Source organism: Rhizobium sp. No.120 (assembly GCF_054558365.1).
In genome coordinates this window covers 1-20,312 of sequence record NZ_BAAJNQ010000012.1, presented here as the reverse complement: position 1 = coordinate 20,312, position 20,312 = coordinate 1, and the positions used below count along the sequence as shown (strand labels likewise).

At 60.1% G+C, this 20,312-nt stretch carries 16 protein-coding genes; 8 read left to right on the top strand and 8 right to left on the bottom strand.

Annotation, left to right across the window (positions count from 1 at the left end; genetic code table 11):
* Nucleotides 1-307 precede the first annotated feature (307 nt).
* From kynA to ACYJRZ_RS25120, 4 genes are all read right to left on the bottom strand, one after another.
* Nucleotides 308-1,138 carry a tryptophan 2,3-dioxygenase gene (gene kynA / locus ACYJRZ_RS25135; RefSeq protein ID WP_459463569.1) on the bottom strand — a complete coding sequence of 277 codons (831 nt, stop codon included), beginning with the start codon at nucleotides 1,136-1,138 and terminating at the stop codon, nucleotides 308-310.
* Nucleotides 1,139-1,521: 383 nt separating this feature from the next.
* On the bottom strand, nucleotides 1,522-1,812 hold the full coding sequence (locus ACYJRZ_RS25130; RefSeq protein ID WP_459463568.1) for a hypothetical protein: 291 nt from the start codon (nucleotides 1,810-1,812) through the stop codon (nucleotides 1,522-1,524).
* Nucleotides 1,813-1,916: 104 nt separating this feature from the next.
* The gene (locus tag ACYJRZ_RS25125) at nucleotides 1,917-3,302 is read right to left on the bottom strand and encodes an MFS transporter (protein WP_459463567.1); all 1,386 of its coding nucleotides are present in this window, start codon (nucleotides 3,300-3,302) and stop codon (nucleotides 1,917-1,919) included.
* A 242-nt stretch (nucleotides 3,303-3,544) separates the two neighbouring features.
* A complete protein-coding gene (locus tag ACYJRZ_RS25120; protein WP_459463566.1) occupies nucleotides 3,545-4,492 on the bottom strand; it encodes a dihydrodipicolinate synthase family protein in 948 nt (315 codons plus the stop codon).
* A 163-nt stretch (nucleotides 4,493-4,655) separates the two neighbouring features.
* Here ACYJRZ_RS25120 and ACYJRZ_RS25115 point away from each other — a divergent pair, with 163 nt between their 5' ends.
* From ACYJRZ_RS25115 to ACYJRZ_RS25095, 5 genes are all read left to right on the top strand, one after another.
* Complete coding sequence (locus ACYJRZ_RS25115; RefSeq protein ID WP_459463565.1) at nucleotides 4,656-5,687, top strand: LacI family DNA-binding transcriptional regulator; 1,032 nt, start codon at nucleotides 4,656-4,658, stop codon at nucleotides 5,685-5,687.
* Nucleotides 5,688-6,378: 691 nt separating this feature from the next.
* Nucleotides 6,379-7,569 carry an acyltransferase family protein gene (locus ACYJRZ_RS25110; protein WP_459463564.1) on the top strand — a complete coding sequence of 397 codons (1,191 nt, stop codon included), beginning with the start codon at nucleotides 6,379-6,381 and terminating at the stop codon, nucleotides 7,567-7,569.
* A 15-nt stretch (nucleotides 7,570-7,584) separates the two neighbouring features.
* Nucleotides 7,585-8,688 carry a glycosyltransferase family 2 protein gene (locus tag ACYJRZ_RS25105; protein ID WP_459463563.1) on the top strand — a complete coding sequence of 368 codons (1,104 nt, stop codon included), beginning with the start codon at nucleotides 7,585-7,587 and terminating at the stop codon, nucleotides 8,686-8,688.
* Nucleotide 8,689: 1 nt separating this feature from the next.
* On the top strand, nucleotides 8,690-9,730 hold the full coding sequence (locus ACYJRZ_RS25100) for a glycosyltransferase family 2 protein (RefSeq protein ID WP_459463562.1): 1,041 nt from the start codon (nucleotides 8,690-8,692) through the stop codon (nucleotides 9,728-9,730).
* Nucleotides 9,724-11,511 (top strand): ABC transporter ATP-binding protein, encoded by a 1,788-nt coding sequence (locus tag ACYJRZ_RS25095; protein ID WP_459463561.1) that lies wholly within the window; start codon nucleotides 9,724-9,726, stop codon nucleotides 11,509-11,511. Before ACYJRZ_RS25100 ends, ACYJRZ_RS25095 begins: the two co-directional genes overlap by 7 nt.
* Nucleotides 11,512-11,691: 180 nt before the next feature.
* On the opposite strand, the gene ACYJRZ_RS25090 is transcribed toward ACYJRZ_RS25095, so the two are convergent.
* The 4 genes from ACYJRZ_RS25090 to paaN all read right to left on the bottom strand — a co-directional run bounded on the left by ACYJRZ_RS25090 (nucleotide 11,692) and on the right by paaN (nucleotide 17,975).
* Nucleotides 11,692-13,095 carry an aldehyde dehydrogenase family protein gene (locus ACYJRZ_RS25090; RefSeq protein ID WP_459463560.1) on the bottom strand — a complete coding sequence of 468 codons (1,404 nt, stop codon included), beginning with the start codon at nucleotides 13,093-13,095 and terminating at the stop codon, nucleotides 11,692-11,694.
* 112 nt (nucleotides 13,096-13,207) lie between these two features.
* Entirely contained in the window at nucleotides 13,208-14,125 is a 918-nt protein-coding gene (locus ACYJRZ_RS25085) for a helix-turn-helix domain-containing protein (protein ID WP_459463559.1), read from the bottom strand.
* 48 nt (nucleotides 14,126-14,173) lie between these two features.
* A complete protein-coding gene (locus tag ACYJRZ_RS25080) occupies nucleotides 14,174-16,264 on the bottom strand; it encodes a 3-hydroxyacyl-CoA dehydrogenase NAD-binding domain-containing protein (RefSeq protein ID WP_459463558.1) in 2,091 nt (696 codons plus the stop codon).
* Nucleotides 16,265-16,313: 49 nt separating this feature from the next.
* Nucleotides 16,314-17,975, bottom strand: coding sequence for a phenylacetic acid degradation protein PaaN (gene paaN, locus ACYJRZ_RS25075; RefSeq protein WP_459463557.1), 1,662 nt, complete (start codon nucleotides 17,973-17,975; stop codon nucleotides 16,314-16,316).
* A gap of 102 nt (nucleotides 17,976-18,077) precedes the next feature.
* Between paaN and paaG the strand changes: the two genes are divergently transcribed.
* The 3 genes from paaG to ACYJRZ_RS25060 all read left to right on the top strand — a co-directional run.
* A complete protein-coding gene (paaG, locus tag ACYJRZ_RS25070; protein WP_459463556.1) occupies nucleotides 18,078-18,866 on the top strand; it encodes a 2-(1,2-epoxy-1,2-dihydrophenyl)acetyl-CoA isomerase PaaG in 789 nt (262 codons plus the stop codon).
* A complete protein-coding gene (gene paaI, locus ACYJRZ_RS25065; protein ID WP_459463555.1) occupies nucleotides 18,863-19,306 on the top strand; it encodes a hydroxyphenylacetyl-CoA thioesterase PaaI in 444 nt (147 codons plus the stop codon). Before paaG ends, paaI begins: the two co-directional genes overlap by 4 nt.
* A gap of 34 nt (nucleotides 19,307-19,340) precedes the next feature.
* Nucleotides 19,341-20,312: AMP-binding protein (locus ACYJRZ_RS25060; RefSeq protein ID WP_459463554.1), on the top strand; the 972-nt coding region annotated here is incomplete at its 3' end.

Below are 20,312 nucleotides of genomic sequence, written 5' to 3'. Positions count from 1 at the left end.
CGCCGGTTCCTGACGCGCCTAAGGAGGTGGCTCACCAGCAAGCTGGGTGAGCTGGAAGGGTCGGCGTTATCTCTCCTGGGGCTGTCAAACCACCGTGCATCGAAATTGTTCCCAAGCGAGATAAGTATGGAAAATAGCGTTTGTTGCCCTATGGGATGCCACATGACTCCTGCAATAGCGGAGCACGATCTCCTCCCTGCTTAGCCTTTGAAAATTGGGCAACGGCCGCAGACCGCGTTCATAGACAATAACCATGCACGACATGAAGCTGAATGCTTCAACAAGGCCGGCCAGGCTTTCAGCCACACTAAAGTTCAGTGCGCACGCGCCACAATTCCGGGAAGAGTTCCACCTTCAGCATCCGCTTCAGATACGAAGTCCCCGCGGTTCCGCCTGTGCCGCGCTTGAAACCAATCACGCGCTCGACCGTGGTAACATGGTTGAAACGCCAGCGCCGGAAATAGTCCTCGAAGTCGACCAGCTTCTCGCCCACTTCGTAGGCTTCCCAGTATCGCGACGGATCGCGATAGACCGTTACCCAAACGGCCATCACACCCTCGTCGAATTGCCATGCCTGGCGCAAGTCCCGTTTCAGCACCTCCTGCGGCACGGGCAGGCCGGTGCGCGCCAGCCGACGCAAGACTTCATCATAAAGCGAAGGACGCGCAAGTTCGGCTTCCAGCATTTCCAGAATATCAGGCCGATGTTCGTGAGGCTTCAACATTGCGAGATTCCGGTTTCCGGCCGCATATTCGATCAACCGGTATTGCCATGACTGGAAGCCGGAAGACTGGCCGAGATCGTCGCGGAAGCGCGTATATTCCGATGGCGTCATCGTCCTCAGGACATCCCATGCGGAATTCAGCTGCTCGAAAATCCGGGCGACACGGGATAGCATTTTCAACGCTTCCTGCGTTTGATCGGCCGCGATCATCCGCCTGGCTGCCTGGATCTCGTATAGCGAAAGTTTCATCCACAATTCAGACGTCTGATGCTGAATGATGAAGAGCATCTCATCATGCGCCGACGAGAGCGGGAGCTGTGCCGTCAGAATCCGATCGATCTGCAAATAGTCGCCGTAGGACATGCGCTGCCGGAAATCCATCTCGGCGCCATCTTTCGAAGGATCATAGGTCATTCTGGCTTTCCTCCTCCCGGACATGAAATTCGGGAGGACCTCCCGATATGAAGCGAACCGTCGTCGCCGGTGCCATTCTACAATTTTGTTTGTGAATCAGCAGGCGCGACGTTTGCTTCTAGCATATGGGCGGCGAACACCGTGCAGCTTTTGCGAGGTGTTTGAGGTTACCCTTGCTTGCCGTCTGACCTCGGGCTCGTACTTGCTCGACAGTCAAAATCGGACTTTGCAAATCCATGCAACAAGGGCGCCTGCTGTTGCAGACGCCACCATGCCTTCGAACGGCAATGCCTTTCAGAGCCGGTTCAGGCGATATTGCCGGTGCTCGGCTAAAAGTTGCGCGACGGTTTGGTCATGAGACTACCACTCCCGTCGAGCTGCAATCACCAGCGATAGTAGCGGTGATGGCGGTGGTGGTGACGATGCTTGTACCAACCGTAATGATGGCCGCGCCAGTAATGGCTCCGGTAGCTGCGGTGCGATCTCCAGTGGTGATGCCGGTGATGTCGCGGGCCGTGCCAATGGCGACGGTGATGATAACGAACCGTTTGAACGGATGATTGGACCTCCGGCTTCGTCATGTTCATCATCGGGGCTGCCGACGCAGCAGTACCCGCACCGATCAACAAGCCGACACCTAGAAGCGCAGCAAGCAGATTGTTAAAGATTTTCATAGCGAACCTCCATCAATGGCTTCATCCTGAAACCAGACGGCTGAACGGAGCATGAATGCCTCCCGCTTCCGTCTTTAGCAGAAGGAAGAGATAATTCGGTCGCTTCACGGGGAGAGTTCTTCGAGCGTACGGCCTTTGGTTTCCACGGCGAACACGGCGGTTATGAGCGCACCGAGCAGCAAAATCGCAGCGAACACCATAAATACGTACTGGATGCCCATCGACGAGAGCAGGAAGCCCGTCACGATCGGGCCTGCCGAGGATCCCAGACGAAGCCATGCACTTCCAGCACCCGTCCCGATTGCCCGCAGACGCGTCGGATAGATCTCCGCGGAGTAAAGATACAACGAGAATGTGACCGTCTGAACGATGGCGTAGGCAAGACCGGCCAACACCAGCACCTGTATGGCGGAAGTCGCGCCAAGCCAAGCGAGGATTGCAAGCGGGATCGGAGCGATGAGCAACGCTCCGGCATACCATCGTTTGCGGCCTACCCTGTCAATAAGTAGCGCACAGATCACCGCTGCAACAACGCCGCCCACCGACGTTGCAAACCCATAGAATATACTGGTTTCGAGCGGAAGCTTGAAGGTCTGACGATAAAGGGTGGGCAACCAGGAAACCGTGCCATTGGCAACCAGATATGCGCTGAACCACATGGCCCAGATGGATAGCGTGCGCTTGAGATAGATGCCCTGGAAAAGTTCCCGCCAGTCAGATGGCTTACGGACGGGCGCTGCGGCGTATTTCGGCTCGGGAAGCGTCTTGCCCGCGGCTCGGGCGCTGTCTTCGAGCTTGGCGACGATGCGATTGGCTTCCTCGTAACGCCCGTTAGCGACGAGCCAGCGGGGTGACTCGGTGAGGAACCAGCGTAGCGGGATCATCAATATAGCCGGGATCAGGCCGACGACGAACATGGCCTTCCAACCATAGAGCGGCACCATGAAGTAACCGATCAGGCCCGCACCGACGAGGCCGAGCAGGAACATCACTTCGTAGAGAAGGAAGAAGCGCCCGCGGCCTTTCGAGCCGATCAGCTCATTGATGTAGGCGCTGGCAACCGGAACTTCGCCGCCGGTGCCAACACCCTGAACGAAGCGGAACACCATCATCGTTGCCGCGCCGGCTGCAAAGAGGCAAGCGATGTCCATGCTGACGAAAAGCAGGATGGTGAAGAGAAGAACTTTCAATCGGCCAATCTTTTCGGCCAACCAGCCGAACAGGACGGCGCCGATCAGTTGCCCCAGATATCCCATCGACAGGATCATGCCCGTCTGACTGGGCGTCAGGCCCCATTCGTGCACGAGTACCGGCATCGCGTAGGCAATGGCGATAACGGTATAGCCATCGAAGAATGTCGCGGCGCCGACGATATTGCGCGCCCAGAACACTTCGCGGGTAACGGGCAGCCGCTCCAGCCGCGCGCTTATGTCTCCTTGCGGATCGATGGCATGCGTAACCGGCGCCGCCATTCGCTGTTCGATATTCATTTCATCCTCCCTCCGCCCGGTTCCCGACTCTCCCGACCTGGCATTGAATCTATGCGGTGAACATCTCGCTTCGGCTCCGGCTCATCCAGCTGGCGGCAATCCGAAGACGCGGCTCTTAATGGACACAATGACTTTCCAGCGGATCACAGCTGGCGCTTTTTTCAGAGCACCCCTCCCTGAGCTATCAGCAATGTTCCCATGGAATACGCCTCTGCCGCGTGACAGCGGAGGCGCCTTTCTCCTTATTCGGCGGCCAGAAGCTGCCCGACGCGGCCGATGCCCGCGGCGTCGAACGCAGCGAAGATTTCAGCCTCGGCCTTTTCGCCGAGGTTCTTCAGCGGCTCGCGGATCGTGGCATGATCGAGGACGCCGCGATGGACGAGGCCCAGCTTGAGGGCGACGGTGCCTTCCATGTGCGAACCCCGGTGATAAACAGCGCGGGTAACCGGCAGCAAGCGCTCGAAGATCTTGCGGGCTTCCGGATAATCCTGCGCCTTGCCCGCCCGGATGAGATCGATGAGCAGCTCCGGTGCGATGTTGCCGTAGCCGACCAGGAGACCGTCAACATCGAACATGGTCGGCAACAGCCATTCGTCATGGCAGCTCAGAATTTGCAAGTTCGGATTGGCTTTCTTCAGTTCCGGAATTTCCACATACCAGCGCTTCATGTTGCGAACGCCGTTCTTGGTCGCAACGATCCCCTCTTGGGTGGCAATCGCAAGCTGCGTGTCCAGATCATAAGAAGCCTTGGTGACATCCGGATACTGGAACAGGATGCACTGCAGACCGGATTCCTGCCAGATCGCCTTGTAACGATCCTGTGGCGCGCCCTTCTGAAAGCCAAAGCGCAGCCAGCCATGGTTTGGATAAACAAGAGCCCCTGTGGCACCTGCGGCCTTGCATTTCCTGGCCTCTTCGGCGGCAACCTTAGTGCCCTCGCCCGTAATGCCGGCTATGATCGGAATCTCGCCGTTCACGGCTTCGACATAGGTGCGGATCAGCTTGAGGCGCTCCTCCTCGGTCAGGAACGTCCCTTCGCCCGCGTGACCTAGGATGACAAGGCTTTTCACACCATCCATCGACGCGAGCCACTTCGCGATCCGCGTGTTCGCCGCGTAGTCGACTTCGCCGTCACGGCTGAATGCGGTCACAGGTGCCGGGCTCAACCCTCTGAGGTCCATTGGGTGCATGGGTAGTCTCCTCCTTGTCGTCGCTATCCGATTCACAATCAGCGACAGGATCGTTAATGGGAACGTTCCCACTATCGTTTCCGATTTCGCTGGAGTCAACAGGATTTTTCAGGCATCATGGGATTCAGAAGCAGATCAGGACTCGCCGACACGGAAATTCCGAATGAATTCAATGGTGGAAGATAACGCTCGTCAGACGCGCATAACGATTCTCGACGTCGCGGCCGCAGCCGGTGTTTCGAAATCGACGGTTTCGAGAATTTTGGACGAACGTCTGCCGCGCTCGGACAGCGAAACAGCCAGACGCGTCAGAAAAATCGCCGAGGAACTCGGTTACGTCAGAGACGTTTCTGCGGCCAGCCTTCGTCGCGGCAATACCATGACGGTGGGGGTTATCGTACCCCGGCTCACAGACACGGTTATGGCGATGCTATATGAATCCCTTGCAAAAGCCTGCAGCAGGACCGGACGGTTTGCCATCGTCGCGACTACGGACGACAAGCCGAGAGCCGATCGCCTTGCTGCGGAATCGCTTCTGAAGCGCGGCGTCGATGGGCTCATCTTGTCGACGGCGCGCGACGACGATGAGTTTCCCGACATATTGGCGGCAAGAGGCGTGCCGACGGTTCTGGCGCTTAGAACCGATGGCCATAGTCTTTCATCGATCGGCGACGACCGGCTTGGGGGATATCTCGCCACGCGGCACCTGCTCGATCTTGGTCATCGGAGGATCGGAGTCATTGCAGGTCCTTCCTATGCCTCCAGCGCGCGGACGCGCGTGGAAGGCTATCGCCAGGCCATGATGGAAATGGAGCTGGAGATCGACCCATCCCTCATTGTTCCATCGACCTTCGGCATCGAATCCGGCGCGGAAGCGGCCGAGAAAATCATGCACCTGCCGCAAGCCCCGACGGCGATGTTTGCGGTTAACGACAACACAGCCATCGGCGCACTATCAGGCCTGATGCGTATGGGTCTGTCAGTGCCAGGCAACGTCTCGCTGGTCGGCTACAACGACATTCCGATCGTCAGCCATCTCTCCACACCACTGACCACCCTACGGGTGCCCTTCGAACAGATTGCAACGAATGCGCTCGATTTATTGGGAAGCGACCCAATACCAACGGACGATCGCATTCGGGTGTCGGCCCCAACGCTCATCCCCAGGAAGTCGACGCGATCCATCATTGTCTAGCGATTGATGAGATTTGAACCAACGCCCAACCGGTACGATCGAGTGCGATAACACCGCTCACCGGATGGAATACGACATTGCATGCGATAGTCGAACATACCCCGCCAGCTCCCTCGCAAATGCGCATCCGTCCCGCGTGGGCGCCTATCACAGATCAGCTCGGTCTACTTTCGTGCCGCTAATACAGTAAGTGTTTCGGCGACCGAAACATCGTATGACGTGTGAATATGGATTCATCTACTAAAAATAGAACAAAACGAAGAAAAAGCGAAAAATGTGTTCGGCGCCACAGCGCAGGGATGTCTGCAGTCTTTTGAATCTTTCGCTAATTGCATAGTGCAAGCGCAGGGTTGACCAACCAGAGACCCGCCCAAAATTACATCACGGTCCCTTATCGGTTCTCCTCGATGTAGGGCGCCTTTGCCTGATGAATGACGAAAGTTTTGCACCGCGCGAGCAACCATATTTCCGCATTTTGAGAAACATCGCCGATTGTTTCAAACACGTGATCGACCACCACCTTATCAGCCTGAAACTGCCCAAGTTTGGCCGGAATCGATCCGGAAGCCTCGAGAGGTCGCTTGGGAAGTTGATGGTGCGAGAGGGCCATAAGGAAGGACAGCAGCGGAGTATCGGGGCGCTGGTGCCGTATTGAGAGGGTTCGAAAAAGGCTGAGAGGCCGGGGGTGTCTATGTCGAACATGCGCGATCGCCAACTGGATGGCCTAAGAACCATTGCCGTTGCCATGGTGCTCTACGCACATTTTTTTGCGGCCGACGGTTCCATCTGGGGTCATCTCGGCGTTCGTCTCTTTTTCGTACTCAGCGGCTTCCTGATTACGCGCCTCTTGTTGGAGGCGCGCGCCGATCTCCGCTACCAGCCGGCCACCGCACTGAAGGCGTTCTATATCCGCAGGGCACTGCGCATATTTCCGCCCTATTTCGCCGTTCTGGCGCTGGTGTGGCTCGTCAACCTGGAAGGCGTTCGCGGCACTGGCAGTCTGAAATGGCATGCGCTCTATCTGGCAAACTACTGGTATGCCCTGCGCGGCGAATGGACGCCTTGGGTCCTGTGCCATACCTGGAGCCTCAGCATCGAGGAACAGTTCTATATCGTCTGGCCGGTGGCAATCCTGCTCGCGCCGCGCCGGATGATCGCGGGCATTTGCATTGCCGTCATTGCATGCTCGCTTGCCTATCACCTCTGCTGGCCGCTGACGGGAACGCCCTCGCTGGTACGCGACCTGCTTCCCTCGGCCTCGATGGATGCGCTGGCATGCGGCGCCCTGCTCGCTGCCTATCGCGAAAGGACACAGGCCTGGCCGCAATGGATGCAGCTCAGCTGGATGCCGTTGGCGGCCGCCGCCAGCGTGGCACTCTGGCTGAGACCCGATCCGATAACTCCTGTTTTCGACTGGTTCATCTGGATCGGTTCAGAGGTCTTTCCGCTCGTGCCGCTCGTCATGCTGGTCGGCGGCGCCTCCTTGGGCTTTCGATCGGCTTTTGGCCAGTTGCTCGAAGCCTCGCCGATGGCAGCGACCGGACGGATCAGCTACGGCATCTACCTCTTCCATCCAATCATCCTTTCCCTGATCGTCAAGGCTCAAGCCTGGATTCCCGTCAACGTCTCGCAACAGGGTTTCGGCCGCTTGATCATCGGAAGTAGCGCCACGCTAGTTCTGGCCGCGATCTCATGGCGCCTTTTCGAAAAGCCTTTGAATGGCTTCAAGCGCCACTTCCCCTATGTCGCCCACAACAATCTGCCGGCGACCACAGCCGGCGAAGCGTGGGAACCGCGACGAGACGCCAAAATATACGAAACGGCGCTTTCCCGCCGCGATATCCATGACGGCGATGCCGTTCAAACCTCTGATCTGCAATAGTGCGCGAGCTGAAGAATGACCGTTCCACTGGTTTCCGTCCTGCTGCCTGTCTATAACGGCGAACCTTATCTCGCCGCCGCAATCGAGAGCATCCTGCGACAGGATTACAAACATCTCGATGTCATTGTCATCGACGATGGTTCCACCGATCGGTCCCTCAATATCCTGCAACGGTATGAGGCAACTGACAATCGGCTGCGCATAGTCTCACGCGAAAACCGCGGGCTCATTGCGACGCTCAATGAAGGCATGACCATGGCGAAAGGCGATTTCATCGCCCGGATGGATGCCGACGACATCGCCTATCCCACCCGCTTTTCACGCCAGATCGCCCTGTTTCAAGAGCGGCCGCAGCTTGCGATCAGCGGCACCGGCATCGACCGGCTCATCGGCGATCGCATTGTACGCGGCACGCCCAATCCGATCCATCAGTCGGCGGACTGGCATGTTTTGTCGATGTTTTACACCGTCTTTATGCATTCGACCGTCATGTATAACCGCAGGGTCATTCCGGCTGACATGCTGACCTACGATGCAAGCTATGTGCATGCGGAGGATTTCGATCTGTTCCGGCGGATCACCCGCGAATTCCCCGCCGCCATGATCGACGAGAGCCTCGTTGCTTATCGCGTCCACAACGAAAGCGTTACCAACAAACACAAGCGGCCGATGCGCTTAACGCATCTGAAGATCGCGGCAGAAAATCTCCAACGGGTATCCTTGATCGATGATCCCCACGCCCTGCACGATATCGGTATAGCGGTGACGAAGGACACGGTTGCCCGTGCCGCCGACTGTCTCCTCTCCATCGAAGAAAGGATCGCCGCACGCGGCCTGCAGGCCCCCGCAAGCTATGAAGAAGGGCTGATGTGCTTCTTCTATTTCCTGTATCAGCTGATCGCGGACGAGAAGCAGCCCGCATTGACGCATCAGTTCCTGACACAAACAGCCAAATGGCACACGATACGGCGTCGCGAACGGTATGGGCTTCGCGTCGCCACTCATGCGCCCTGGTGCAGCCGCCTTTGGAGCGATGCGAGCTTGCGTTTCGACGCCCTGGCAAGATATCGGCAATCGGTGCCGGCAGGAAGCGTGCTGCCGCAGCAAGAGCTTGCCTGACATGGCTGGGGTAGGCTCTGAAATACCGAAAGAGCAAGCGCAGCTCGCCAAAAAAAGGGGCCTTCGCTCTTCCATTGACCGGGCACCGACAGCGAGCTTCATCGTCTGCACCCGCAACCGAGCCCTGGCGCTTGAGGCCTGCATCCGATCGATCGAGGCAGCCAGTCGCGCGCATGCCTCGATGACAAGCGAGCTTGTCGTGGTCGACAACGGCTCGACCGACGATACGGCCGAGCGGCTCGCCCGCATCGCCTCCTCCTCCAGCATTGCGATCATATCGGTGATGGAGCGCCGCCGCGGCCTGGCTGCTGCCCGCAACGCAGGGATGGAGCGGTCTCGCGGACGCATCCTGATTTTCATCGACGACGATTGCGAAGTGGACCTGCACTATTTGCGGGACCTGGAGCGGCACTACGCAAGCGGAGAACGCCTGGTCATCCGGGGCGGCCGTGTCGATCTCGGCAATGCGCTCGATCTGCCGTTTACGATCAAGCGATCGCCGGAGCCGGCCCGCTTTACGCCGGATGTCCATCCGGGCGGTTTCATTCTGGGCTGCAACATGACGATGCACCGCGAAGTCGCCCGGCGCGTCGGCCGCTTCGACGAGCGCTTCGGCGCGGGCAGCGTTCTGCAATCGGCTGAGGATACTGACTATCTCGTCCGCGCCTTTCAGCTTGGCATTCCGATCGAATATGTTCCCGACATGAACGTGCTGCACTATCACGGCCGCAACCAACGCGAGGCGATCGAACGGCTGCATCGCAGCTATAGCCTCGGAAACGGCGGCCTCTGTCTGAAGCACCTGTCCGGTGCGCCGTGGCTACTGCGTCATTTCTGCTGGACTTTCCGCTCCGCCTGGAAGGAACTATGGGGCGGGCCTCGCTTCGATCCGGAAGTCTCCTTGTCTCATTGGCCAATCGTATTCATGAATGTGCTGGGTGCGCTCGAATTCGCGCGATGCGTCATAACGAACCACCCTCAACCGGAACTGAACCAGATCAGGCAGACAACTGGTTCATTGAGGAGAGATCCGCCATGCTGAAACTCCTCCTGCCGGGTTTGCAGCTCCTGCGGCAGGCGCTTGGCCGCCAGATTCGGCTCATGCCTGTCGTCGTCATTCTCGGCCTGATCAGCGCCGTACTCGAAGGCACCGGCATCGGCCTCATCATTCCGATGCTCAGCATCATCGGAGGCGAAAAAGCCTCGACGGGTCTGAGCGGATTTTCCGCTCTCTTCCAGCAAGTCGGATCCAGCCTGGACGACCGACAGCGGATGATGGTGATTGCCGCCTGCATCCTGGCGCTGATCACGCTCAAAAACATTCTCGCCTTCGCCAATACGGCGTTGACCAACTTCATATATGGCAAGGCCGGCCACGCGATCCGCAGTGCGCTTGCCGATCGGCTCCTGAAGATCGGATATCCTTTCTTCCTGCAGGAAAGCCCAGGCCGATTGCTCAACATCATCTCTAACGAATCCTGGCGGGCATCGGATTCCGTACAGACGGTGCTTGCAGCGATGGTCAACGCGTCGGCGACTGTCATTCTTCTTGCCTTTCTGCTGCTGCTGTCCTGGCAGATGACGCTCTGCGTCGCGCTCGGCCTCATTCTTGTCCAAGCCGCGCATGCCGGCCTCTCCGCCGGCCTGAAGACACCGAGCCGCAAGGTGACATCTTCCAACAATGAACTTGCCGGCAGAATGCTGCACCTCGTTCATGCCGGGCGGCTGATCCGGATCTTTGGCCAGGAGGAGCGCGAAAAGGCCGTGTTCGACGGCGCATCGAATACGGTGAGAAAGGCGGGCTTTATTCTGCAGACCCGTCAGGGTGTCTTACCGCCGCTGACGGAGGTATTACATTCAGCACTTTTCCTTGCGGTCGTCGTCAGTGCCTGGGCCTTTGAGGTCAGCTTTCCGATCATCGTCGCTTTCGTCGTCTTACTATACAGGCTGCAGCCGCATGTACGTGCTCTGCAGCAGGCATGGAGCCAGGTGCAAGGCTGGAGCGGTTCACTGGAGGAAGTTCGCTGGCTGCTGGATGCCTCCGGCAAGCCTCCACCGCCGGCGGGAGATCTGCCGGCTCCCCGACTGAATCGCGAGATAAAATTCGACAACGTCAGCTTTCGATATCCTGGCTCCGCCGCACGGCCGATCGTGCTGAACTCCGCCAGTTTCGAAATTGGTCATGGCCGCTCCACAGCTCTGATCGGCCGATCGGGAGCGGGGAAAACGACGATCGTGAACCTCCTTTGCCGTTTTGTCGAACCCGACGAAGGCGAGATCCTGATCGACGGATCGCCGCTCAGCCGCATCGATCCCACGCAATGGCGAAGCAGGCTCGCGCTTGCCAGCCAAGACCTGGAACTGGTTGACGGCACCATTCTAGAAAACATCGCCTATGGACAGCATACCTCGCGCGCTGAGGCCGAAGAGGCCGCCAGACTTGCCGAAGCGCATGAATTCATCGAGAAACTGCCGTACGGATACGCAACACGCGTTGGCTACAGGGGCGCCAGCCTGTCGGCCGGACAGCGCCAGCGAATAGCTCTCGCAAGGGCACTCGTTCGCGATCCGGATATTCTCATTCTGGACGAAGCCACAAACGCCATGGACGGTTTGTCGGAAGCGGCCATTGTCGAGACGCTGAAATTGCGAGCCGGTCGCCGCACGACGATCGTGATCAGCCATCATCGCAGCACGATCTCGTTCTGCGACGACATTGTCATCCTCGGCGGCGGGCGTGTCCGCAACCAGACGCCATTTGCCGAAGTCGCGTCCCTCAGCATGGATCAACTTTATGAGGACGAAGTGCTCGGCAAACAATGACGCCAGGTGAGGCAATGGCCATTGGCGCTTCTGGACTGACGATGATGCTGAGCGTGCTTGCGACCGAACATGCTGGCCCGTCACCTGCGCGCGGCGACATACCCCTCGTTATCCGTTCGTCTCCAGCGCTCACGAGCGCAGGTGCTTGAGAAATCGCATAATCGTCCTTCGCACTGTTTCTCAAACGAAGACGACCTGAATGTCGGTATATTCGGCGAGGCCTTCTTCGGAGAACTCGACACCGATGCCGGATGCCTTGACGCCACCGAAGGGGGTGTTGGGCTGGATGGCCCCGTGCTTGTTGATCCACACCGAGCCGCATTCAAGCCGGCTCGCAACCTGACGCGCCATAGCCTTGTCCGAGGACCACACCGAGCCACCGAGCCCGTTCGGACTATCGTTGGCAAGCCGGATCGCCTCGTCGATGTCTGAGTAGCGGATGATCGGCAGCACCGGCCCGAACTGTTCCTCATCCACAAGCGCGTCACCGTTGCGAAGCCCGGAGATGATCGTCGGCGGGAAGAACAGGCCCTCGCCCGGCTCGCCGCCAAGCAGAACCTTGCCGCGACCCTTCGCATCCGCCACAAGTCGCGAGACCTTGTCGAACTGCATGCGGTTCTGAATAGGGCCAAGCATGCTTGCCTCATCCAGGCCGTCGCCGACAGGAATGTTCCTGGCATAGGCGACAAGCGCATCGCACACTGCGTCATGGATGGTCTCGTGCACGTAAAGACGCTTCATCGCTGCGCAGGTCTGGCCATTGTTGAGGAAAGCACCCCAGAACAGGTCTTCGGCGATCGCCTCCGGGTCTGCATCGGCAAGCACGATGCCGGCATCGTTGCCGCCCAGCTCCAGCGTCAGGCGCTTCATCGTTTCTGCGGCCGATCGCATGACCTTCTGGCCGGTCGCGCAGGATCCGGTAAAGACGATCTTGCGGATATCCGGGTGCGACGACATCGCGCCTCCCAGATTGAAAGTCTGGTCGTCACCCGTCACTACATTGACCACGCCCGCAGGAAGCACCTCGTTCATGAGCTCGACGAGCCGCAGGGTCGAAAGCGGCGTATAGGGCGATGGCTTGATGACCACGGTGTTGCCCGTGCGCAGCGCGGGAAGCATATGCCAGACCGCAATCATCACCGGGAAATTCCATGGAGTGATCGAGCCGACCACGCCAAGCGGCTTGCGGTGTAGTTCCACCCTCCCCTGCTCATTGTCCTGCAGGACCTTGGGCGGCATCGACAGGCCGGACGTATAACCCGCCCAGGCGACCACTCCTCCCATTTCCCAGCGCGAGCCCATGCCGTTCAGAGGCTTGCCCTGCTCCAGCGTGATGAGTTCCGCAAGCTCAGCCGAATGCGCCTCAATCTTCGCCGTCACGGCCTCGCAAGCCGCCTGAAGATCAGCATCGCTCTGAGCCGACCAGGAGACGAAGGCGGCCTTCGCAGCAGAGACCGCAGCATCGAGCTCGACCTTGCCCATGTTCGGCGCACGACCAACAGCCTTACCCGTCGCCGGATTAAGAACCGCGAAATCTGAACTGCCCCGAAAAGCCTTGCCGCCGATCACCGCTGTGAATTCCATGTTGCCTCCTCCATGGCCGCCCGCTCCATTTGGCGGCCTCACCTGGACAACTAGATACATGCTGGCGGCCAGCAGTCTTGGATAACTCCGTCAGGTCCGTTGGACAAAAGCGTCAATTGCCGCGAGCAACCGCTCCAGGCGTCATACCGTATTTCTTGCGAAACTCGCGATAGAAGTAGGAGACATCATTGAAGCCGCAGCAGTAGGCTATAGCCGTCACGCTCTCTAGCTGCTTGTGCCTATGAGCGGTCAGCTGAGCGTACGCCAATTCCAGTCGCCGGCTAAGCAGTCGGTGACCGGGCGTCTCTGCGAGCTGCCGAAAATGCCGCTGCAGCGTACGCTCCGTCACATTGAGGCGGGCAGCAAGCTCCCGCGGGCCGAAGGTCGGATCCGCCCGATACCGTTCGATCATCGTCAGCGCTCGGGAAAGAAGGGTTTCCGCAGGCACTCCGGTGACGCGAGTCGAATGCAGGTAAGCGCCTATCAGAGACAGGAAAGCTTCGCCCAGCTGTGGTTGCGCATTATCCTCCAAGAGCATTTTCGTGATAACTGCGCGCATGGCGAGCCAGAGCGGGTCGTCGCGCGAAACCGCTAGACCGCCGGCCAAACCCGCTCCGAAGCGGTGCAACACTTCATCGCGCGGAATATGCAGCGAGACTTGGTTCGAGCGCTGCGCCCGATAGATGAAATTGGAAGGTCTCACCGAATCGACTAGGAACATGTCGCCGGGGGCAAGCTCGGCCACCTGATCGGCCTGCTCAACACGACACTCGCCAGCATTCTGCACCAGCAGAAAGAAATATTCGCCGGGATCCTGTCGAATCGAGCGTAAACTCCGGGCGACCTGAGACGCATCTAGCGTGACGATCGCCGCATCGAAGGGGCCGACCCGCCGCGTTGTGACGTCGCCATTGACGACTCCGGTTCGTCGCAGCGGCTTCAGATCAAACGAGCCGCAGACCCGCCTGATCTTCGTTTCGAGAATTTCGACGGGCACGGACTTGTGCCTCGGTGTCGTCAGCGACTGCATCTCGCCCTCCCCGGCTCCAGCAAAAAGCCTCTTATCCTAGCAATTTCATCACAGTGTGTGGCGCTTGCCTATCGTCCTCTGCTCGGCGACGGCTGAAAACCCTCCATTTGCCGCCGCTTCGCGCAGCCCATCGCACGGCGGCTCGGCAAGGCGTACAGCAGATAGCCGGTCGAGCACAGCAACGACCTCGGAAAGACCGCGCGCCTCCGCATAGTGCATTGGGCCCCCGCGCCAGCGCGGAAAACCGTAGCCATGGATTTTCACGAGATCTACATCCGCCGAACGCAATGCCACGCGCTCTTCCAGAATGCGGGTGGCTTCGTTTACCATTGGCAAGATAACCGCCTCGATAATCGACGCCTCGTCCCACACCCTCTGCGGCCGGCCCGCGGCCTCCTCGGCGATAATGGCTGTGACGGTTTGCGACGCTCTCGGCGTGCGGTCGCGTGGCTGATAGTCGTACCAGCCGCCGCCGGTCTTCTGACCGAAACGCTGGAGCGCACACAGCCGTTCAGCCACCGGCGCAAAAGGAATTTCGCCTCTCTCACGCGCGGCCTTGCGCTGGAAAGCGGCAATATCGAGACCTCCGAGATCCTGGGCTTCGAAAGGCCCCATCGGTAATCCGAAGGCTCTTAAGGCTGCGTCAACCGTCGATGGCGTTGCTCCCGAAAGCAGTAGCCGCTCGGCCTGGGCGCGGGTGACCTTCAGAATACGGTTACCGATGAAGCCGTCGCAGATGCCAGCGCGCACGGGCATCTTACCGATCTGCCGGGCAAGCGCAAAGCCGCTTGCCAGAACTTCGCGCGAAGTCGCTTCGATCGGCACGATCTCCAGGAGTTTCATGACATGCGCCGGACTGAAGAAATGTAAACAGAGGAAACGCTCGGGGTGGGAGACACCTTCGCTGATCATCACGGGATCAAGATAGGATGTGTTGGTGGCGAGCACTGCATCCGGTCGGCAGACCGTCGACAGCTTTTCAAAGACAGCGCGCTTGACAGCCAGATCCTCGAACACCGCCTCGATGACGAGATCGGCATCGGACAACAGTCCATAATCCTCGCCGCTAGTAACGCCGGCCATGCGTTCATCGGCAATGGCCTGCGTCATTCGTCCACGTTTTACCGATCCATCATAGATGGCCTTGATATTGGCAAGCCCCCGCGCGACCGCTACCGCATCGCGCTCGACCAGCACCACCGGCAGGCCGACATCACGCAGCGCCGCGGCGATACCCGCGCCCATCGTGCCACCGCCAATGACGGCAGCCGAGCGGATATTGTGCGGCGTGATCCCGACAAGCTCCGGCGGGCGCGGCGCCGCGCGTTCGGCGAAAAAGACATGGCGCAGGGCCGCCGCCTGTTCGGAACCGCGCAGTTCGAGAAACGTCTCGCGCTCGAAGGCCATGGCCTCGGCAAAATCCCCTTCGCTGGCCTTGCGCACCGAGGCCAGCGCCCGCAGCGGGGCGATTTCCCCCTTTGCCTTGACGGCGACCGCCTTTTCCGCGCTTTCCCAGAATCCGGCTTCGACTGCCGGCACCGGACGGCCGGAAATCGGCTGCGGCCGGCTTTTTTCCGCCACGTCGTTCGCAAAGGCAATTGCGCTGCCGCGCAGTTCGCCCTCAATGAGGGCATCGATAAGGCCAAGCGCCGCGGCCTTCTTCGCGCCGACTGGACTGCCGCTTGTCACCAGCGCGACGGCGGCGGCAGGGCCGATCAGGCGCGGCAGGCGCACCGTGCCACCCGCGCCGGGAATGATACCAAGTTTGACCTCCGGCAGGCCGAGGCTGGCGGAAACGATCGCAACGCGATAGGCGCAGCCGAGCGCAACTTCCAGCCCGCCGCCGAGCGCACTCCCATGGATTGCCGCGACCCAAGGCTTTTTCGCACCCTCGATGCTTGCGACAACATCCGGCAAATGCGGCGGTTGCGGCAACCTGCCGAACTCATTGACGTCGGCCCCGGCGATAAAGGTGCGGTCGGCGCACATCAGCACGACGACCTTCACCGCTGCATCCGCATCCAATTCCACCACCGCTTCGACAAGCCCCTGGCGGACAGCCTGCGATAACGCATTGACGGGCGGATTGTCGACGGTGACGACGGCGATGGCATTTTCCCTGACGATGCTGACGGTCATGGTCTTACGTTCCATATGCGGGGTTGGAAGCGTTGCAAATGCGGGCGCTTTACGCTGCCGCAGGACGGCGCACCATTACGACGCGAAAACGGTTGGCGACGAAGGCCGCATCCGTGAGGCTGGCATTGCCGGCCGGATTGGCGCCGGTAACATGGAAATCGCTGAAGGCGGCGCTCTGGTTGACGTAGATGCCGCCGGTCAGATTGACGGAAAGGTTGACGCCCGCTGTGGCGAACCGATCCGCGGCGGCGAGGACTTGCCCCTCATCCGTCGCATAGACGGCTGCCGTGATCGCGCCCTTGCGCTCGGCGAGCTCAGCGGCGCGGTTTATGCCGTCCTCGGCGTCATCGACCGCAACAACAAATGCGATCGGACCAAAACGCTCCTCCGCATAGGCATCCATATCCACCGCATCGACGGCAAGGATCAGCGGGGTCGCGGTGCGCGCATCGTCGAGACCCTCCACCGACGCGGAGTCGCGAACGATGCGACCGAGCGAACGGGCTGTGGCGATACGGGCTAGCGTCGCCGGATTGGCGATGGCGCCGCAGACGCCGGCCGCGCGGGACGGGTCGGCAAGCAGGCGATCCACGGCGGCGGCAATGCCGGCCGCGACCTCATCAAAAGTCTTGTGACCCTCATTCGTCTCGATCCCGTCGCGCGGGACAAAGATATCCTGTGGGGCGGTGCACATCTGACCGGAATAGAGCGACAGCGAAAAGGCGATATTGCCGCACATGCCGGCAAAATCATCAGTCGAGCCGATGATGATGGAATTAACGCCGGCTTCTTCCGTATAGACATCGGCACTACCGGCATTTTCGCGCACCCAAGTGCCGAACGCGCTGGAGCCGGTATAATCGACGATGGCGACGGCCGGATGCTGGACGAGATCCTTGGTTATCTCGGAGCCATGCCCGTCCGCGGCCAGCAGCACGATATCGGCTGCAAAACCCTCCTCCACCAAAATCTGCCGGGCTATCTCGACGGTGATGGCAAGTGGCAGGATCGCTGCCGGGTGTGGCTTGACGATGACGGTGTTGCCGGTTGCAAGGCTGGCAAATAGGCCGGGATAGCTGTTCCAGGTTGGGAAGGTGTTGCATCCGATGACCAGCGAAATGCCACGCGGAACGATGCGCCAGTACTTTTCCATGACGATCGGCTCGCCCCTGCCTTGCGGCTTCGTCCAGGTCGCCTGCGCTGGCGTGCGGGTCATTTCGGCATAGGCATAGGCAACGGCTTCGAGGCCGCGATCCTGCGCATGCGGTCCGCCGGCCTGAAAGGCCATGGCGAATGCCTGACCCGTCGTGTGCATGACGGCATTCGCAATCTCGAAGCTGCGGGCGTTGAGGCGGGCAAGGATTTCGAGGCAGATGCCGATGCGCACGTCCGGCGAGGCGGCAGCCCATTGCGAAGAAGAGGCCCGCGAAGCGGCAACCAGAGTATCGACGGAGGCAGCGGGATAGGTGATGCCGAGGGCGGGGCCAAAAGGTGAGACTTCCGCGCCGACCATTCCGTCCGCCGGATGATGGGCAAGCGCGAAAGGTTTTCTGAGCCGTGCCCAATAGGCAGCGAGCCCCTCCTCCTTGGCAGTTTCGCCATAGATCTTGCCGGACGGTATTTCCGGATAGGCTGACCAGAAGTCGCGCTTGGCCGCCGCCTGCAAAGCTGCATCCAGCGTCTGGCGATGGCGCTCGAAAAGTCCGATCATGGCATATTTCTCCCAGTTGGTACTTTTATAATTGACCGACCGGTCGGTTTATGCAACTATTTTTTACGGTCGCGCTGCAAGAAGGGCGGCAGGGAGGAAAACATGTCTGAATCCAGTACGATCCTATCGGCACTCGCCGGTGGCGTTCTCACCCTTACGCTCAATCGGCCTGACAAGCTCAATTCCTTTAACGAAGACATGCATCTTGCCCTGCGCGCCGGCTTCGAACGCGCGCACAGAGACGCGGATGTCCGCGCAGTCCTGTTGACCGGCGCCGGCCGCGGCTTCTCGGCCGGCCAGGATCTCGGCGACCGCGACCCGCACAAGGGCACACCCGATCTCGGCCACACGCTCGAGATCTACTACAATCCGCTGCTCCGCCTGATCCGCAGCCTGGAAAAGCCGATCGTCTGCGCCGTCAATGGGGTCGCTGCGGGCGCCGGCGCCAACATCGCCTTTGCCTGTGACATCACGCTTGCGGCACGCTCGGCCCGCTTCATTCAGGCCTTTGCGAAAATCGGCCTGGTGCCCGATTCCGGGGGTACCTGGAGCCTGCCGCGGTTGATCGGCGAGGCACGCGCCAAGGCGCTGGCGCTGACGGCCGAACCACTCGACGCGGAAACAGCCGCCGGCTGGGGCCTGATCTGGCGGGTCGTGGATGATGACAAGCTGATGCATGAGGCAACGACCCTTGCTATCAGGCTTGCTGCCGGCCCGACGAAGGGCCTCGGGCTGACGAAGCGCGCCATTCAGGCGGCTGCGGCGAATTCGCTCGATCAGCAGCTCGATCTCGAGCGCGACCTACAGCGCGAAGCCGGCCGCAGCGCCGACTATGCCGAGGGTGTTTCCGCCTTCCTCGAAAAACGCAAGCCAGAGTTCAAGGGCAGATGAGCGCGCCGGAGAGCCCTTCGCCGCAGGCGCTTGCGGAAGCCTGTGCAAAAGCCATGTGGGACGAGGACAACGCCAGCCGTCATCTCGGCATGGAATTGCTTGCCGTGGCCCCCGGCGAAGCGAGCCTTTCGATGACGGTCACCGAGTCAATGACGAATGGTCACGGCACCTGCCACGGCGGCTACATCTTCACACTTGCCGATTCCGCCTTCGCGTTCGCCTGCAACAGCTACAACCAGCGCACCGTCGCCCAGCATTGTTCGGTGACCTACATCGCGCCGGCATTCAGAGGCGACCGGCTAACGGCGACGGCGCGAGAGGTGTCGCGCCGCGGACGGGGCGGCATCTACGATATCGCGATCACCAATCAGCATGGCGAGCAGATCGCGGAATTCCGTGGCCACTCGCGAACGGTCAAGGGTACTCATCTGCCGGAGTGAGGCAGACCGTCCCGCATTCTTGGAGGAGAATTTCATGGAAGACCTATCCCCCCGCCCCGGCGACCTCGAAGCGATCGAGACCGCCTCGCGCGACGAGATTTCCGCGCTACAGCTGGAGCGTATGAAGTGGTCGCTCACTCATGCTTATGAGAATTCGCCCTTTTACCGGCGACGCTTCGATGAAGCCGGCGTCCATCCCGCCGATCTCAAGACGCTCTCCGACCTCGCCAAATTCCCCTTCACCACCAAGAAGGATCTTCGCGACACCTATCCCTTCGGCATGTTCGCAGTACCGCGCGAAAAGCTTGCCCGCATCCACGCTTCTTCCGGCACGACCGGCAAGCCGACCGTCGTCGGCTACACCAAGAACGATATCGACACCTGGGCGAGCGTCGTCGCCCGCTCAATCCGCGCGGCTGGCGGCCGGCCCGGCGACATCGCCCATATTGCCTATGGCTATGGCCTGTTCACCGGCGGCCTTGGCGCGCATTACGGCGCGGAGAAACTCGGCTGCACGGTGGTGCCGATTTCCGGCGGCATGACGGAGCGACAGGTGGCCCTGATCCAGGATTTCAAGCCGCGCATCATCATGGTGACGCCTTCCTACATGCTCTCCATCCTCGACGAATTCCGCCGGCAGGGCCTCGACCCCAGAGAAAGTTCGCTCGCCGTCGGCATCTTCGGTGCCGAACCATGGACCAATGCCATGCGCGAGGAAATCGAGCAGGCATTCGACATGCACGCCGTCGACATCTACGGCCTCTCGGAAGTCATGGGGCCGGGCGTTGCCAATGAGTGCGTCGAGAGCAAGGACGGGCTGCACATATGGGAAGACCATTTCTATCCGGAGATCATCGACCCGGTCACCGGCGCAGTGCTGCCGGACGGCGAACTCGGCGAGCTGGTATTCACCACACTGACCAAGGAAGGCCTACCGATCATCCGCTACCGCACGCGCGACCTGACGCGGCTGCTGCCTGGTACTGCCCGCTCGATGCGCCGCATA

Excerpts from the sequence above, each read along its gene's own strand:
- kynA (WP_459463569.1), bottom strand. The coding sequence starts at position 1,138 with ATGACCTATGATCCTTCGAAAGATGGCGCCGAGATGGATTTCCGGCAG.
- ACYJRZ_RS25130 (WP_459463568.1), bottom strand. The coding sequence starts at position 1,812 with ATGAAAATCTTTAACAATCTGCTTGCTGCGCTTCTAGGTGTCGGCTTG.
- ACYJRZ_RS25125 (WP_459463567.1), bottom strand. The coding sequence starts at position 3,302 with ATGAATATCGAACAGCGAATGGCGGCGCCGGTTACGCATGCCATCGAT.
- ACYJRZ_RS25120 (WP_459463566.1), bottom strand. The coding sequence starts at position 4,492 with ATGCACCCAATGGACCTCAGAGGGTTGAGCCCGGCACCTGTGACCGCA.
- ACYJRZ_RS25115 (WP_459463565.1), top strand. The coding sequence starts at position 4,656 with ATGAATTCAATGGTGGAAGATAACGCTCGTCAGACGCGCATAACGATT.
- ACYJRZ_RS25110 (WP_459463564.1), top strand. The coding sequence starts at position 6,379 with ATGTCGAACATGCGCGATCGCCAACTGGATGGCCTAAGAACCATTGCC.
- ACYJRZ_RS25105 (WP_459463563.1), top strand. The coding sequence starts at position 7,585 with ATGACCGTTCCACTGGTTTCCGTCCTGCTGCCTGTCTATAACGGCGAA.
- ACYJRZ_RS25100 (WP_459463562.1), top strand. The coding sequence starts at position 8,690 with ATGGCTGGGGTAGGCTCTGAAATACCGAAAGAGCAAGCGCAGCTCGCC.
- ACYJRZ_RS25095 (WP_459463561.1), top strand. The coding sequence starts at position 9,724 with ATGCTGAAACTCCTCCTGCCGGGTTTGCAGCTCCTGCGGCAGGCGCTT.
- ACYJRZ_RS25090 (WP_459463560.1), bottom strand. The coding sequence starts at position 13,095 with ATGGAATTCACAGCGGTGATCGGCGGCAAGGCTTTTCGGGGCAGTTCA.
- ACYJRZ_RS25085 (WP_459463559.1), bottom strand. The coding sequence starts at position 14,125 with ATGCAGTCGCTGACGACACCGAGGCACAAGTCCGTGCCCGTCGAAATT.
- ACYJRZ_RS25080 (WP_459463558.1), bottom strand. The coding sequence starts at position 16,264 with ATGACCGTCAGCATCGTCAGGGAAAATGCCATCGCCGTCGTCACCGTC.
- paaN (WP_459463557.1), bottom strand. The coding sequence starts at position 17,975 with ATGATCGGACTTTTCGAGCGCCATCGCCAGACGCTGGATGCAGCTTTG.
- paaG (WP_459463556.1), top strand. The coding sequence starts at position 18,078 with ATGTCTGAATCCAGTACGATCCTATCGGCACTCGCCGGTGGCGTTCTC.
- paaI (WP_459463555.1), top strand. The coding sequence starts at position 18,863 with ATGAGCGCGCCGGAGAGCCCTTCGCCGCAGGCGCTTGCGGAAGCCTGT.